Raw genomic sequence first — 15188 nt, forward strand, 5'->3', positions numbered from 1 at the left:
TGTTTTTAAATGTTTGATTTAATCTCCCAATGATTCTGCATTTAACAGAAAATCAAACAGATCCATTGTTACAATTCCGCTTTCATCCCGTCTGACAGGCAGACCATCTTTAACAATGATTATTTTTTTAAAAGAATCCTTAATCTCAAGTAATGAAGCTTTTTCCTGCTTCTCCTTTTCCTCTGCAGACATGTTAAGTGCTGATTGGATATAGTATCTCTTGCTTCCCAAATTCGCTACAAAGTCTATCTCCAAAAAAAATCTTTCTCTGTTTTTGACGTCCATTGTTTTTTGGTTTTCGAGAGAACCTACATCTACAGAAAATCCTCTTCTTTTGAGTTCATTATAAATAATATTTTCCATGAGGTGTGATTCTTCAGTCTGTCTGAATCCGAGTCTTGCATTCCTAAGCCCAATATCTTCAAAATAATATTTTAGCGGTGTTCCTATGTATCTTCGGCCTTTTACATCATATCGATTTGCTTCACTAATTACATAGGCATTTTTAAGATATTCCAAATAACTCCGAATGGTATTTAAACTGATTTTAGATTTCAATTTACTTTGAAAAGTATTTAAAATCTTGCTTGGATTGGTCAATGAACCGATGGAAGAGGCCAATATGTTTATCATATCATTCAGTTCTACAACTTTTTCAATTTTGTTTCTTTCAACAATATCTTTAATATAGGTTTCCTCAAATAATTTAGTCAAATAACCGATTTTCTGTTCTTCGGTATTCATACTCTGCACAAGGGGCAATCCGCCATAAATGATATAATTTGCCCATGTCCTATACGGATTTTCTGAAGAAAAACTCATCACTTCTTTGAAAGATAAGGGATATACATGGATTTCATCGCCTCTGCCTCGAAATTCCGTCAAAATATCGCTGGATAAAAATTTGGAATTACTGCCTGTAACATACACATCTGCATTTTTAATATGGAGCAAAGAATTTAACACTTCTACAAAATCTTCCATCATTTGAATTTCATCCAAAAAAATATAGTGCATCTTATCATCTTTGATAAAAGATTTGATATAATCCAAGGCCTGTTCCGGTTGTCTAAACTTTCTATTTTCCAACCGCTCCAATTCTATTTTTATAATGTGATTTTCATCGGTTTTATTTTGCAGCAAATATTCCCTAAATAATTCAAAAATTAAATAGGATTTTCCGCTTCTGCGAATTCCCGTTACTACTTTTATCATTCCATTATGAAGTCTATTTTCCAGCTTTTCAATGTATTCAGATCTTTCAATTTTCATATCAGAATCTCCTATAATGAAAAATTTTGTGATTTGCACGCTATTATTCATTATAATATCACTCTTCTTAAATTCTTACAATAGTAAATTTGATTATTTTGTATAAAGTTAGGATGAGAGGATGAACAAAAGGGATGATCCTTAAAGGAACATCCCTTTTGTTTAAGTCTCTAGCCGAAGATGAACATTGATATCAGATAATAGGCTAATACAATTATTGCTGCGATAGGCAGCAAGGTTGTAAGGGCTGCTATTATCAAGGCAGGAACATCTCCTTTTTCAAGGTTTGCTTCTTCCCGCAGATGATTCAATTCTTCATTTTCTTCCATGGCTTGGCGCCTTTTTGACTTTAAACTATGCTCATGGTCTCTAAAAAACATTACAGCTCCGCTCCGCTAAAGTGGCAGGCAACAAAATGTCTCGGTTTTTCTTCCTTAAATTGAGGAACTTCGCGTTTGCATATATCCTTTGCAATGGGGCATCTTGTATGGAATTTACAGCCTGTGGGCGTGATGATGTTGGACGGAATGTCTCCTTCCAATAAGATTCGCCTCTTTGTTCTCATCTTTTGTAAGTCTGTTTCAGGAATGGCTGAAAGAAGGACTTTTGTATAAGGATGAAGAGGATTGGCATACATTTCGCGTTTATCGGTAAATTCGACCATATTTCCCAAATACATAACACCGATTCTATCGCTTATGTGCTTTACAACCGATAGGTCATGCGAAATAAACAAATAGGATAGGTGGAATTCCTTTTGCAGGTCATTGAGGAGGTTTATGATCTGGGACTGAATCGATACGTCCAAGGCCGAAACGGCTTCATCGCATACTATGAATTTGGGTTTTAATGCGAGGGCCCGTGCTATACCGATTCGCTGCCTTTGACCGCCTGAAAATTCATGAGGATATCTGTAAATCATATAGTCTGCCAAGCCGCAAGTGTTCATTATCTCTTTTACATACTTTTCATATGCGGGGTCTTTTTTCTTGAACATTCCATGCTCAAGCAAGGCCTCGCCTATGATCTGTCCTACAGTCATCTTAGGATTAAGAGATGAATAGGGGTCTTGGAAGATAATCTGCATTTTCTTTCGTAAGGGCATCATTTGAGTTACAGTATAATTTGTAATGTTTTCACCCTCAAAAAAGATTTCACCCGCTGTGGGCTTATAAAGTTTTAGTATTGTGCGGCCTAAGGTTGACTTTCCGCAGCCTGATTCTCCTACAAGGCCTACGGTTTCTCCTTCATGGATAACGAGGTCGATACCGTCATTGGCAATTACGCATAAGTTTTGACCGTGCAGGTCAGAATAGGTTTCATAGTCCAAAATTAGGTCTGTAAGCTCCTTGCCGAGGTCCTTACCGCTTTTATGCATGTCCATCAGCTGATTCATGTCAACCTTAGTATTAAACATGCCGGCACAAACCCTAAGAGCTTCATCGGCTATTCTTTTAAGAGTTTTTCTCTCATTTCGTGTTTTGCCGGTAGGAAAATACTGTTTAAGGCCTCGAGTTTCCAATAATATCTTACTCATGTCTACCTCCTGATTTCGGATAAAAGCATCTGATTAAGTGTCCTTCTTCTACTTCAACCAATTCGGGCTTTTCGTTTCGGCATTTTTCGGTTGCATATTCGCACCTTGTCGAAAATCTGCAGCCCTTGGGAAGTTTAAGAGGATGAGGTACACTTCCTTGAATTTGAGCGAGATATTCTACTTCTTCATCCAAGAGGGGGATTGATTCAAGCAAACCTTCCTTATAAGGATGAGAAAATTGAGTCTGTCGGTCAAAAATAACATCTACCGGAGCCCTTTCAACGATTTCGCCTGTGTACATTACGGCAACATCATCGGCCAATTCTGCAATGGCGCCCAAGTCATGGGTGATAAACATGATTGCCGTGTTGTGCTTTTTCTTTAAATCGTTCATCAACTTAAAGATCTGTGCCTGTATTGTAACGTCAAGGGCCGTTGTAGGTTCATCGGCTATCAAAAGACGAGGCTCGCAAGCCAAGGCCATTGCTATCATTACGCGCTGCCTCATTCCTCCCGAAAGCTGGAAGGGGTAGTTATAAACTACGTTTTCCGGATTGGGGATTTTTACTTCGCGCAAAAGGTCGATAGCGGCATTCCAAGCTTCTTTTTTTGACATGTGTTGATGAAGAATTAAGGGCTCGCTTAGCTGTTTTCCTATTCTGTGAACGGGGTTAAGAGAGGTCATGGGCTCTTGGAATATCATCGATATATCGTTACCCCTTATCTTTCTTATTTCCTTTTTGCCTAAATTTACAAGATTTACTCCGCCGAAATTGATTTCTCCTTGGACAATTTTGCCCGGATATTCAAGAAGGTTGAGAATACTAAAGGCTGTAATGGATTTACCCGAGCCTGATTCTCCTACTATTCCCAAAGTTTTACCGGCTTCTATAGTAAAATCTACACCTTGAACGGCCTTTATCGTTCCCTTGTTTGTAAAAAAGTATGTATGTAAATTTTTAACTTCAAGTAGAGGATTTTTCATACAGCCGCCTCCTTTACTGTTTGCTTAGCCTGTTTTGCAAGCCTTTTTTCTTCTTTTCGTCTGGCTCTGGCCTCTTTTCGTTGTGCCTTTGTTGTATATTCGGCCTTCGGGTCAATAGAGTCTCTAAGACCTTCACCGATGAGGTTGATACTCATAATAAACAAAAAGAGCATTGCACCGGGGAATATCCAAATCCACCAAAAAGTTCTAAGGCTTGTGCTGTTTTCTGCTGCCTTCGATAAAAGAGCTCCCCATGTCGGAATCGGTTCGGTTACCGACAAGTTTAAGAATGACAAGAATGCTTCGCTCAAAATAGATGATGCAAAGGTGAGGGTTGCAGATACTACAACGGTCGCTAATACGTTGGGTACCAAATGTCTAAAAATCTGGTTACGCCTTTTTATGCCCAAAGCCCTTGTAGCCACAATAAATTCCTGTTCCCTTAAAGCTAAAATTTGGCCCCGTATCAATCGGGCTAAGCCTGTCCAGCTTAAAAGTCCCAGTATTATAACTATTACATAGAGCCTGAATTCGGGCGGCCTTTCCCTAAATATGGCAGAAATTGTATAAGCTATGGCCAAAAAAGGGAATGAGGAAAGTATTTCTATTAACCTCATAATAATATTATCAACCCTGCCGCCGAAAAATCCTGCAATTGAACCCATAGTTAAACCTATGGTTACGGCCATAAATGTAGATAAAAAACCTACCTGTAACGAAATCCATCCTCCTTCAAGAACTCTCATGAATGTATCCCGTCCGTACTTGTCCGTTCCGAATGGGTGAACCCATGAGGGCGGATTATTTTTTAATGCAGGATCGGTTTTTGCAAAATCATAGCCTGTGAATTTGGTATAGAAATGAGTTACTACAACAAGAAGGACTATTGTAAGGAACATATAAAAGCCTATCATCGCAAGCCTGTTATTTTTGAATTTAATTCTTATCTGCTGTGCAGGGGATAGAATAACTTCGTCTTTTTCGCTGAAATTTTTGTTTTCTTCTTGAGCCATTTAAACCTTTCCTTCCCGAATCCTCGGATCTACGACCATATATCCTACATCTATGAAGATATTACCCAATAATGTAAGAAGTCCAAAGAATAAGAGAACAGTCTGTAATACTGCCCTGTCCTTAAAGCCGTATGCATAGTTCATCAGTAGGCCCATTCCGGGATAAGCAAATATTTTTTCTACAACTATAGAACCGCCGAATAGTCCCGGTATGGATAAACCTATGAGGGTAACAACCGGTATTAAAGCATTTTGGAAGGCATGTCTGTATATAACTACCTTTTCTGAAAGGCCCTTTGCTCTTGCCGTCCTAATGTAGTCTGATTTTAATATTTCAATCATTGCTGATCGTACATAGCGTATAAGACTTACAAGGGATGTAAGAACTACTACGGTAACCGGCAGTATGATATAATGCCAGTCAGGCTGTATACCTCTAGGGTCTGACATACCTGAAAAGGGTAAAATTTTCAAAAATATAACGAATATCATTATTAAAAGCAGCGCTAAAAAGAAAGAGGGCAGGGATATACCTATTATTGTTAAAACCGTTACGGTTTTATCAAAAAAACTGTTCTTTTTTACTGCCGCCGTGATTCCTACCGGAATCGAAATTAAAAAGGCTAAAAGAAAGCCCCAAATATTTATTTTAAAAGATCTTCCGATGTATGTACCTATAAACTCGTTTACGGGTTTATTGTATTTTATCGAATAACCGAATTCTCCTCTAAAGGTATCGCCCATCCATAAAAAATATCTTTCTACAGGGCCCTTATCATATCCTAAAAATTTTCTCATATTTTCAATATATAGGGCTCTTTCTTCCGGCGTCATAGCCTTGGTCTTTTCGGGATCAAGCATTGCCAGTATGGGATCTCCCGGCATCAGGTTGATAAGTATAAAGATAGCAACCGACATGATTATTAATACCGGAATTATTGATACTAAACGCTTGAATATATATCGGATATATGGAAAAAGGATTTCAAACAGCGATTTTGAACCGCTTACATTATTATTTGCCATAAAATCTCCTTTAGGTAAAAAATAAGACCTCCGCTTAAATTAAACAAGAGGTCTTATGATTGAGTTAAACAATCAGTAATGGACTAATTATTTTTTCCAATTTGCTTCAGGTAAAGCTCTTGCCCAGTTCCACAAAGCTGTAGTATGGAAGTTTTCCAATTTATCTGTAAAGAGGTCAAAATAATTATTTGAGTAAACAGGGATAACGGGAACTTCTTTATTTATAGCAGTTACGAATTTTCTCCAGTTTTTCCTGTATTCTTCTCTTCCGGTTACGGGATGAACATTTTCGATGTCGTCAAGCAACTTGTCCCATTCTGCAGGGGTATAAGAAGAACCTCCCGAGAACATTACGTTGTTGCTAGAGGGCTGTCCCCAAGGCATAATAAGATTTGTTGCATAGTCGGCTTTGGGATTGGCTTTAAGTACATAACCTACACCGCCTACAAAAGCATGATAAGTTCTTTCTTCTTTTGTGTCTCCTGTCCAGTGGCTGTACATTACGGGCCAATCAAGACCTGTTAAACTTATCTTAAAGCCGAGCTTTGAAACATAAGTATCATTAAATATGAGGTTATATGTATCTGACCAGAAAGGTGTGTAAGTAATCTTGATTTCAAGGGGTTTTCCTTCCCAAAGATAACCTGATTTTGCATTACCTGTGAGTTTTGCATAATCTCCGTCTTTTCTTGCAGCTGCTTTATCAAGGAGTTCCTGAGCTTTTGCAATATTTGCAGCTTCATCGAATTTTCCGTCTTTATCTAAGATATCATAGCTTGTCAAGGTGCTTTCGAATTTACCTACGGCAGCTGTTCCAATAAGGTTTTCTTCATCATCATCCCACAAGGGCCAGTCGTTTTTGGAGTAGGGGCCGTTGGAAGAAATACCGTATTGACCTAAGAAAAGCTCGATGATTTTAGGTCTGTTAAGAACATAGGCAAAGGCCTGGCGTACTTCCGTAAGGGAAGTGGGGCCGAAGTTACAGTGGAGGGCGATTGTTCCTCCTCCGTGTCTATAGTAATTGGTGTAAGAAAAGCCGGGCTTATCTTTAACGGGATCAATTTTTTCGGCTTGACCTTGACCTGTCAGCATGTCTACTTCACCCTGAAGGAGCTGGTCAAGTTCGGTTTCACTGGGAACAACCTTAACGATTACCTCTTTGATGGCAGGTACTTTACCGAGGTAGTCTTTAAAGGCTGCCAACTTAACATATTCGCCTTCCTTGTACTCGGTCATCTTGTAGGGTCCGTAGCCGATCGGATTTGAAATATGTTTTTTTACATACTGCTGTACGGTAAGACCTTCTTCCTTTGCCCCCTTTGTGAAGGTTTCTTCAGGGAAGAGGTAATAAGAACTGAATACGGCTGTGTCAATGGTATAGCTTACTTTTTTAAGATGGAAAGTTACGGTATTTGCGGCTTCATCAATTTCAATACTTTCAACATAATCGTTGATTGTTGACGATCCTCCCGTATCGCTTAAAGCTTTTGTATCCATGTAAAAGTCATATGTAAACTTTACATCCTTTGCAGTTAAAGCTTCACCGTTATGGAATTTTGCTCCTTTTACAAGCTTAAATGTCCATGTTTTAAGGTCATCGCTTACCTTTTTTTCTGCAACGAGAAGCGAATCCTCAACTTGACCTTTGGAATTTTCGTTCATAAGACCGAATGCCCAGATCAACTTTCGGATATCGTTGTCATAAGTCGAATTTGTCCAGCCTGTGTAAAAGTCGCCGTTAAATTCTGCAGAAGCTACAACGAAAGGTCTTTCGTTTGTCTTAGTTGTTGCTGCACTGTTTCCGCCGCATGCTATTACGGAAAAAGCCAGCACTAGTGTTACAATCAGCACCAGAATTTTTTTCATAGTGTCCTCCAAGTATTTTAGTCGGTAAGATAAATTACCAGGAAAAAGTGTATCATAAAATGATAAAAATGTAAAGATTAAGGTAAAAAAATCTCAATAAAATAAAAAATAAAAAAAATGTTTGACAAATACATAATAGTATGTTTTAATATATGCAGTGTTTTAAACACATAAAAACAACAGGAGGAATTTAATGAAGAATTTTGTTAAGTTTTTAGCATGTATGCTTGCAGTGGCTTTGGTATTTACTGCATGCGGAGGCGGCGCCGGAACTGCCGCAGGAGGCAAAAGCCCCGTAAAAAACGGTACCTATGTAGATAAGGTTGTCTACTCCATAAGTACCGATCAAACAGTTGCCTTAAAAGATGTTATTGAGGGAAAGGTAGACCTTATGTTTACCTCTGTTCCGCCGGTACTTTTGTCGGGTTTAAGTGATGAAGACAGAGATAAGATAGATGTTTATCCCGTTCCTACAGGTTATTGGTCTCTTCTATTTAATCCTATTCCCAACAAGGCTCCCTATGTTTGGAAGACCGAAGCCGGAGAGGAAATGTTTAACCCCGTTGCAATCAAGGAAGTCCGCTATGCTTTTAACTGGTTAATCAACCGAAAGAAATTGGTAGATGAACTTCTTTTGGGTGAAGGCTCTCCTATGTACACTCCCTGTACCGTGGGTCTTCCCGGAGCATACCGCTACAATATTTTGGCTTCCAAATTCGGTATCACCGAAACGGGAGATGAGCAAAAAGCCGTCAACATGATTGAAAATGCTATGCAAAAAGCTTCTCAACTTGCAGAAAACAAGGGAAAACTTGTAAAGGAAAACGGAAAATGGATGTACAAGGGCAAGCCCGTTACAATTAAGTCCATAATGCGTGTTGACGATCCTACAGGCCGTCTTCCTGCAGCCCGCTATATTCATGCTCAAATCGAAAAAGCCGGTCTTACGGTTGAAGGTTTTGAGCGCGACCGAAAAACAGCCGGTAGTCTTGTTTACGGCGGAAACCCTGCCAACTATGATTGGACTATGTACCTTGAAGGCTGGGGTTCAGGCGGTTTCTATGTAACATGGGAAACTCCTCTTTGCCAGATGTACAGCCCCTTCTACGGCTACATGCCCGGAGGCGGAGAGGCCGAATTCTGGAATTATTCAAACGAAAAATTAGATGTTTTAGGTAAAAAGGCCGCCTACGGACAGTATTTGACTGCCGAAGAATTCTTTAGCGAAACAACCGATATGTGTGCTATAGGAATGGGAGAGGCTGTCCGCGTTTATGTTGTTTCTCAAAACGATTTATTTGTAGCCAACAGAGGAAGATTTAATTCCCGTCTTTTCTATGGAACCTCTGACGGCTTTAACGGCTGGACCGTAAGATGTGCCGATGTTAAGCCCGATGCTGATGGCCCCTATAAGGGAAAGAGGGTTTTGCGCGTATTGCAGTATTCGGCTCAAGGCTCCCTATTTATGTCTGAATGGGATCCTGTAGGCGGACAGGGCTTTAGTGATTCTTATAGCACTGCCTTTTTTAATGCCGTTACCGATAGAGCTTCCTTTGATAACCCTGCTGTAGGACGATTGGAATTTGCTATGTCAACGGTTGATGTTGCAAATGCGAAATTCGCTCCCAAATTCGTAGCCACAGGCAACAAGACAGAGGAAGGAGATGATGAACTTGCAATGGGCGGTGATATTCCCGTTCCTGCAGAAGCCGTTATGTATGATACGGCTTCAAAAAAATGGGTTCCTGCAGAGTCCGGTCAAAGTGTTGCAACTGTTGTAACAGGTAAGCTTGTAGACGGTTATTACTGGCATCACGGCGAACCTGTCGATCTTAACGATGTCAGGTATGCCTTTGCTTTTGCTTATGAGTGGGCTATTCAAGACGGAGAGGGAGACCTCTACTATGATGCTCCTTTAAGCAGTGTAACTCTTCCAAGTCTTAAAACCACAAAAGGTATAGTATTTAATAAGGACGGTTCTATCACTACATACAGTAACTACTTCCATGCTCCTATCCCAAGAGACACAGCTATAACTGTAGGCGGTTTAAGCGTAAAGGCTGCTAACCCCGGACGACGAACAAACGTACCTTGGGAAATTTATGAAGCCTTGGCAGAAATGGTAGTACACGGCTCAAAGAGCGGAACGGTTTATAACTTTGCTAAAGACGGCGGAGAGCGCGGTGTAGAAGCAAACGTTAAAAACCCCGATTGTCTTGCAGACCTCAAGGCCAAATTGGAAGAATTTGTTGCTTCAAAGCATATTCCTGTGTCTTTAAAGGATTTTATAAATGAAGATTACGCCCTTAAGAGATACAAGGCTTCTATAGCCTTTATCGAAAAATACGGAAATGCTTATATTACAACAGGTCCCTTGATGTTCGAAAAAATCGACCCTATTACAAGCTCCGTCGTATTGGCTAACTTTGATAAATATCCTTATAAGAGCGACTACTTCCCGAATATGTTTAGAACGGACCTTACCGAGATTCAGTATGTCAAGGCTCCTGTAGCTCCTTCGGCAGACAAGGATGCCGTATTTGAGGCAACCGTTTCCAAGTATGCTTATCCTGAGGTTGAAAGAGTTCCTCTCGATAAGGGAAAGGTTGAAGGACGTCTCCAGCTTCCTTCAGGCGGAGAGAAGACTTATACTGCTAAAGCAATAGGTGACGGTAAATTCACTATTACCGTACCTGCATCGGACTTAGCCGGACTTGAAAAAGGCGTGGAATATATAATGGTTGTATTAACCTCAATTTCCGATGAGCCGCCCTCAGCAAATTCGGTAAGCTTTACAATTCTTAAATAAAATGTAAGATTGTATTTAAATCAAGATGCCTTGAAGCAGGGTATCTCTAAAAGTGTAATAATGTTTTTAGAGATGCTCAAAGGCTTTGAGGCATTTTGAGCTTTTTTAGCGGTAATGTGCCTTGAGCTCAAAGCCTAAATTTTGTAGGAGACTTTTATGTACAAGTGGTATGCACTTAAACGTATTTTACGCGGTGTAGTAATATATTCCATTCTTATTTTTATCTTTTCTTTTTTATTTAATCAGATAAATGAAAAGGTTCAGCGCAGCCAGATAATGGAAATGGTACGTGCTGAAGCAAAGGGTCTAAAAAATATGACTGCCGAACAGATAATGGCATGGCGTAAAGATCAAGAATTGACCCTTATCAGACAATATAAATTAGACAGGCCCTTAGTTGAACGTGTTTTACACAACGCAAAGAGGGTTTTGACTTTTGATTTCGGTAAATCGACGACGATAAAATCCTTAACGGGTTCTCAAGAGGTTATCAAAATATTGGGAGAAGCGATTCCCAGAACCCTCTTGCTTTTTACAACAGCCTTTGTGATTAATACGCTGATCGGTTTAGCCCTGGGCTTAAAAAAAGCCCAAAAGCCGGGAAGCCGGCAGGATAAGGTAACAAGTTTGATTACTCTTATCATTTACGGTATGCCCAGCTGGTGGTTAGCCATGCTTTTAATATTTGTGTTTGTTTATAAAATTCCTCTTTTCCCATCGGGTGGAGTAAACTCTGTCCCTGTGCCGGAAGGTATATGGTTTGTATTTGATAGGCTGCAGCATCTTGCTCTTCCGATTCTTACCTTAGTTTTCTTAGGTTTTTGGAGTACGGCTTACGTTATCCGAAACCTTGTTTTGGGGACATTGCAGGAAGATTTTATAATGAGTGCAAGGGCGCGCGGTATCCCCGAAAAGAAGGTACTTCACGGCCACACTTTAAGGACATCGGCACCTCCATTGGTAACGATGATATTGCTTTCCTTTTTGGCCTCAATGTCGGGAAGTATCATATTTGAGGGTATTTTTTCGTGGCCCGGTCTAGGTCAGCTTTATTGGATCGCCGTTCAGCAAAACGATATCCCTGTCTTAATGGGAGATTTGGCCATTACAACAGGTCTTTATCAAGCAGGTCTTATAATCCTTGATTTGGTTTACGGTTTCTTAGACCCGCGTATAAAAGTCGGAGGCAAGGAATAATGGAAAATTTTGTTGATAGATTTAAAGAATTTTGGAATGATTTTAAAAAAGAAAAAATAGGCATAGTTGCTATAGTTCTTTTAGGTTTACTTGTGCTTTTAATTATACTTGAGCCTATTGTCTTGCCCTTTAAGGGAACAAACGATAATTGGCATAACATTTCTTATTGGGAAGATAACCCTGCTTCCGCCCCTCCCGTATGGTCGGAATTGTTCAGCTCAAAAAAATCGGCTAGGACGGTTCGGTTTACCGAACCCGAGATTACGGAAGAGGAATCGGAGCATTTCGGTAAGGCTAAGGTTTATAATTTTAAGTATAACTATAATTACGATAAAAATCCCAATAACATTATTTTTAGAGCCGAACTTACGGGCAATGTAATAATGAGTATGGATGTTATCCGGCCTGACGGAAAGCGTATTGAGCTCGGTGTTTTTCCAAAAGGAAATTTAAAAGATTATCACAGCCGTTTTACGGTTTTAACCGATGCAAAATCCACAATGCAGCAGTTTACGGCTTCTTACGGCGCTTCTGCTACATCGGGAAATGCAAATCCTGTTCAGTTATTGTTCTCTGAAGTTTCAAAGACCATGTACAGGGATAAAAAGCCTTTAAAGGGTGAATATGTTTTTAAATTCGTTATACCTAAAGATGTTGCATCCAACTCTGCTAATAAGATTGAAAATCCTCGGCTTATAATTCCGGGAGCGGTTTCGGGACTTTTGGGTACCGACCTAAACAAGAGAGATTTATTTTCCGGCGTTATGGCCGGTTTAAAATGGGCTCTTTTAATAGGTCTTGTTGCAAGTATTATTTCGGTTTTGGTCGGCGTTATGTACGGAATTATAAGTGCCTACTTCGGCGGAACGGTTGATACGATTATGATGTTTATCTTTGAAATAGTCGTGTCCGTTCCTATTATTCCTATATTGATTGTAGCGGCCGCAGTTTTTAAACCGAGTATATGGATGATAATCCTTGCCCTTATTATTTTCGGCTGGACAGGCTCGGTAAAGACCGTCCGCTCAATGGCCTTACAAATAAAGGAAGAAACCTATATTGAAGCTGCAAAGGCCCTCGGTGCCGGAAAATGGAGAATCATTCTAAAACATATCGCACCTCTTCTTTTGCCTTATTCTTTTGCTATTATGGCAAGTTCGGTTCCGGGAGCTATTATTTTTGAATCCTCTCTTTCGCTTTTAGGTTTGGGAGATCCTTCTATTGTAACTTGGGGACAAATTCTCCATGATGCTCAAAGTTCGGGTGCAACCTTAAACGGCTTATGGTGGTGGATTATTCCCCCCGGTCTTTTTATAGCCCTTTTGGGTATGATATTTGCATTCCTAGGTTTTGCAATGGATAAGATACTGCATCCTAAACTCAGGACAAGGTAAGGAGGTTTTAATATGGAAAATAAAGAAGTAGTTCTTGATGTAAAAAATTTGAGATTGTACTATCACACCTCCGCAGGTATTGTAAAAGCCTTGGATGATGTGAGTTTTACTCTTCATGCCGGCGAAACGCTGGGACTTGTAGGAGAATCCGGCTGCGGTAAAACGACTACAGGTATGGCTCTGCTTAAAATGCCCTCGCCTCCCGGAAGAGTAGAGGAGAATTCTCAGATTATAATCAATGGAAGGAATATTGTTCCCCTCTCCGATTCAGAGATAAGAAAAAATGTGCGCTGGCAGGAAATTTCGATGGTCTTCCAAGGAGCGATGAACAGTTTAACTCCGGTTTACACAATCGGAAAACAGATGCTTGAAACCTTGAGGGAGCACAAGGAAATGAGCGATAAAGAAGCTCAAGACCTAATGGAAGAGTATCTGGGCTATGTCGGCCTTCCGCCCGAAGTTTTAAACCGCTATCCCCACGAGCTTTCCGGAGGAATGAAGCAGAGGGTTGTTATAGCAAGCGGTTTATTTTTAAAGCCTAAACTGGTTATTCTGGATGAACCTACCACAGCCCTCGACGTTATTGTTCAAGCCCAGATTATAAATCTCTTAAAGGAACTAAAACAGAAATTTAAGCTTTCCTTTATATTTATTACCCACGATCTGTCGCTTGAAGCCGAGATTTCGGATAGGATTTGTGTTATGTATGCGGGAAAAATTGCCGAGCTCGGAACCAATGATCAGATATACGGTAAGGAGCCCATGCACCCATATACCCAAAAACTTTTACAGGCAACACCTCTTTTAAGGAAGAGGGTGAGCGAGCTTTCCTATATTCCGGGAACACCGCCCGACCTTATTTCTCCGCCCAAGGGCTGCCGTTTTAATCCGAGGTGTCATTGTACAATGGATAAGTGCTTCGAAGTTGAACCTCCTCTTATTGAGGTTGAACCGGGGCATCAAGTAGCATGCTGGAGGTGTGTAAAATGAGCGATAACGAAAAAAAGATAGATCCTAATGACCATGTTCTTGAACTGATTAATATAAAAAAATATTTTGAGCCCCATCAAGGTTTTGTCCAAAGCCTTTCAAAAGGTATAGCCAAAAAGATAAAGGCTGTAGATGATGTTACCTTGCGTCTGAGGAGGGGAGAAATCTTCGGCCTCATAGGGGAGTCGGGTTCAGGTAAAACTACGATAGGGAAGATAGCGATGAAGCTTCATACTCCTACCGAGGGAACAATCCTATATAATGGGGAAGATGTTACAAACAGCGACAAGGAAAAAACTGCCTTTTACCGCCGCCGTGTTCAGATGATTTTCCAAGACCCTTATGCTTCTATGAATCCCCGTTTTAAAATTCGGGATGTAATGGAGGAACCTCTTCTTATTCATAAGATTAAGGGAACAAGGGCCGAAAACGATGAAAAAATCATCAAGGCTATTTCGGAGGTAAAGCTCAACCCGCCTGAGGAATTTATGACACGCTATCCTCACATGCTTTCGGGCGGTCAAAGACAGCGTATAGCTACGGCGAGAACCCTTATCCTAAATCCCGAGGTTATAGTTGCGGATGAGCCTGTTTCGATGATCGACCTTTCAACCCGTGCGGAAATTCTTCACATGATGAGGGAAGTTCAAAGGAAACTGGGTCTTACCTATCTGTATATTACCCACGACCTTTCAACGGCAAGGTATTTTACCGATAGAATAGCGGTTATGTATCTCGGCCGCATCGTAGAGATGGGGGATGCCGATGATGTTATAGATAATCCTATGCATCCTTATACTCAGGCCCTGATTGAAGCCGTTCCCGAGCCCAAACCGGGAATGCTCAAGGTGATTAAAAAACTTCCCATTTCGGGAGAAATTCCTTCTCCTGCAAATGTGCCTTCGGGCTGCCGCTTCCATACGAGATGTCCCTATGCGGACGAGTCATGTTCTTCTATGGAAGAACCTTCTTTGATGGACATAGGAAAGGGACACTTTCATGCTTGCCGAAAGGCCGAAGAGATTAAGAAGGGGTAAAATGGAGTTTAAATTATGACAGAATGGATTATCCCTGAAGTGGAAGTTTTTACAAATCAGTG

12 protein-coding genes are annotated in these 15188 nt (G+C 40.4%); 5 read left to right on the plus strand and 7 right to left on the minus strand.

Translation table 11 applies throughout. The features are described 5' to 3' along the window. Nucleotides 1-18: 18 nt before the first annotated feature. From E4N78_RS03595 to E4N78_RS03625, 7 genes are all read right to left on the minus strand, one after another. The gene (locus E4N78_RS03595; RefSeq protein WP_255811700.1) at nucleotides 19-1272 is read right to left on the minus strand and encodes an ATP-binding protein; all 1254 of its coding nucleotides are present in this window, start codon (nucleotides 1270-1272) and stop codon (nucleotides 19-21) included. Between the two features lie 170 nt (nucleotides 1273-1442). Beyond that, nucleotides 1443-1652, minus strand: coding sequence for a hypothetical protein (locus tag E4N78_RS03600; RefSeq protein WP_255811701.1), 210 nt, complete (start codon nucleotides 1650-1652; stop codon nucleotides 1443-1445). Further along, nucleotides 1652-2809 (minus strand): ABC transporter ATP-binding protein, encoded by a 1158-nt coding sequence (locus E4N78_RS03605; RefSeq protein WP_255811702.1) that lies wholly within the window; start codon nucleotides 2807-2809, stop codon nucleotides 1652-1654. The genes E4N78_RS03600 and E4N78_RS03605 overlap by 1 nt, the downstream gene beginning before the upstream one ends. After that, nucleotides 2802-3794, minus strand: coding sequence for an ABC transporter ATP-binding protein (locus E4N78_RS03610; protein WP_255811703.1), 993 nt, complete (start codon nucleotides 3792-3794; stop codon nucleotides 2802-2804). Before E4N78_RS03610 ends, E4N78_RS03605 begins: the two co-directional genes overlap by 8 nt. Then, the gene (locus tag E4N78_RS03615; RefSeq protein WP_255811704.1) at nucleotides 3791-4807 is read right to left on the minus strand and encodes an ABC transporter permease; all 1017 of its coding nucleotides are present in this window, start codon (nucleotides 4805-4807) and stop codon (nucleotides 3791-3793) included. Before E4N78_RS03615 ends, E4N78_RS03610 begins: the two co-directional genes overlap by 4 nt. Beyond that, nucleotides 4808-5833 carry an ABC transporter permease gene (locus tag E4N78_RS03620; RefSeq protein WP_255811705.1) on the minus strand — a complete coding sequence of 342 codons (1026 nt, stop codon included), beginning with the start codon at nucleotides 5831-5833 and terminating at the stop codon, nucleotides 4808-4810. It abuts the gene before it with no gap. A gap of 87 nt (nucleotides 5834-5920) precedes the next feature. Next, nucleotides 5921-7699 carry an ABC transporter substrate-binding protein gene (locus E4N78_RS03625; protein WP_255811706.1) on the minus strand — a complete coding sequence of 593 codons (1779 nt, stop codon included), beginning with the start codon at nucleotides 7697-7699 and terminating at the stop codon, nucleotides 5921-5923. Between the two features lie 193 nt (nucleotides 7700-7892). Between E4N78_RS03625 and E4N78_RS03630 the strand changes: the two genes are divergently transcribed. From E4N78_RS03630 to E4N78_RS03650, 5 genes are all read left to right on the plus strand, one after another. Then, the gene (locus tag E4N78_RS03630) at nucleotides 7893-10508 is read left to right on the plus strand and encodes an ABC transporter substrate-binding protein (RefSeq protein WP_255811707.1); all 2616 of its coding nucleotides are present in this window, start codon (nucleotides 7893-7895) and stop codon (nucleotides 10506-10508) included. 156 nt (nucleotides 10509-10664) lie between these two features. Continuing rightward, a complete protein-coding gene (locus E4N78_RS03635) occupies nucleotides 10665-11705 on the plus strand; it encodes an ABC transporter permease (RefSeq protein WP_255811708.1) in 1041 nt (346 codons plus the stop codon). After that, nucleotides 11705-13099, plus strand: a complete 1395-nt coding sequence (locus tag E4N78_RS03640) for an ABC transporter permease (RefSeq protein WP_255811709.1) — start codon at nucleotides 11705-11707, stop codon at nucleotides 13097-13099. Before E4N78_RS03635 ends, E4N78_RS03640 begins: the two co-directional genes overlap by 1 nt. A 12-nt stretch (nucleotides 13100-13111) precedes the next feature. Beyond that, the gene (locus E4N78_RS03645) at nucleotides 13112-14089 is read left to right on the plus strand and encodes an ABC transporter ATP-binding protein (protein WP_255811710.1); all 978 of its coding nucleotides are present in this window, start codon (nucleotides 13112-13114) and stop codon (nucleotides 14087-14089) included. Continuing rightward, the gene (locus E4N78_RS03650) at nucleotides 14086-15126 is read left to right on the plus strand and encodes an ABC transporter ATP-binding protein (protein ID WP_255811711.1); all 1041 of its coding nucleotides are present in this window, start codon (nucleotides 14086-14088) and stop codon (nucleotides 15124-15126) included. The genes E4N78_RS03645 and E4N78_RS03650 overlap by 4 nt, the downstream gene beginning before the upstream one ends. Nucleotides 15127-15188 lie beyond the last annotated feature (62 nt).

Origin of the sequence: Treponema denticola, assembly GCF_024400535.1 — a bacterium.
GTDB classification, from domain to species: Bacteria; Spirochaetota; Spirochaetia; order Treponematales; family Treponemataceae; genus Treponema_B; species Treponema_B denticola_C.

What these genes read in the sequence shown, in the direction of transcription:
- E4N78_RS03615 (WP_255811704.1), bottom strand. Translation starts at nt 4,807, where the DNA reads ATGGCTCAAGAAGAAAACAAAAATTTCAGCGAAAAAGACGAAGTTATT.
- E4N78_RS03600 (WP_255811701.1), bottom strand. Translation starts at nt 1,652, where the DNA reads ATGTTTTTTAGAGACCATGAGCATAGTTTAAAGTCAAAAAGGCGCCAA.
- E4N78_RS03620 (WP_255811705.1), bottom strand. Translation starts at nt 5,833, where the DNA reads ATGGCAAATAATAATGTAAGCGGTTCAAAATCGCTGTTTGAAATCCTT.
- E4N78_RS03645 (WP_255811710.1), top strand. Translation starts at nt 13,112, where the DNA reads ATGGAAAATAAAGAAGTAGTTCTTGATGTAAAAAATTTGAGATTGTAC.
- E4N78_RS03610 (WP_255811703.1), bottom strand. Translation starts at nt 3,794, where the DNA reads ATGAAAAATCCTCTACTTGAAGTTAAAAATTTACATACATACTTTTTT.
- E4N78_RS03650 (WP_255811711.1), top strand. Translation starts at nt 14,086, where the DNA reads ATGAGCGATAACGAAAAAAAGATAGATCCTAATGACCATGTTCTTGAA.
- E4N78_RS03595 (WP_255811700.1), bottom strand. Translation starts at nt 1,272, where the DNA reads ATGAAAATTGAAAGATCTGAATACATTGAAAAGCTGGAAAATAGACTT.
- E4N78_RS03635 (WP_255811708.1), top strand. Translation starts at nt 10,665, where the DNA reads ATGTACAAGTGGTATGCACTTAAACGTATTTTACGCGGTGTAGTAATA.
- E4N78_RS03605 (WP_255811702.1), bottom strand. Translation starts at nt 2,809, where the DNA reads ATGAGTAAGATATTATTGGAAACTCGAGGCCTTAAACAGTATTTTCCT.
- E4N78_RS03640 (WP_255811709.1), top strand. Translation starts at nt 11,705, where the DNA reads ATGGAAAATTTTGTTGATAGATTTAAAGAATTTTGGAATGATTTTAAA.
- E4N78_RS03630 (WP_255811707.1), top strand. Translation starts at nt 7,893, where the DNA reads ATGAAGAATTTTGTTAAGTTTTTAGCATGTATGCTTGCAGTGGCTTTG.
- E4N78_RS03625 (WP_255811706.1), bottom strand. Translation starts at nt 7,699, where the DNA reads ATGAAAAAAATTCTGGTGCTGATTGTAACACTAGTGCTGGCTTTTTCC.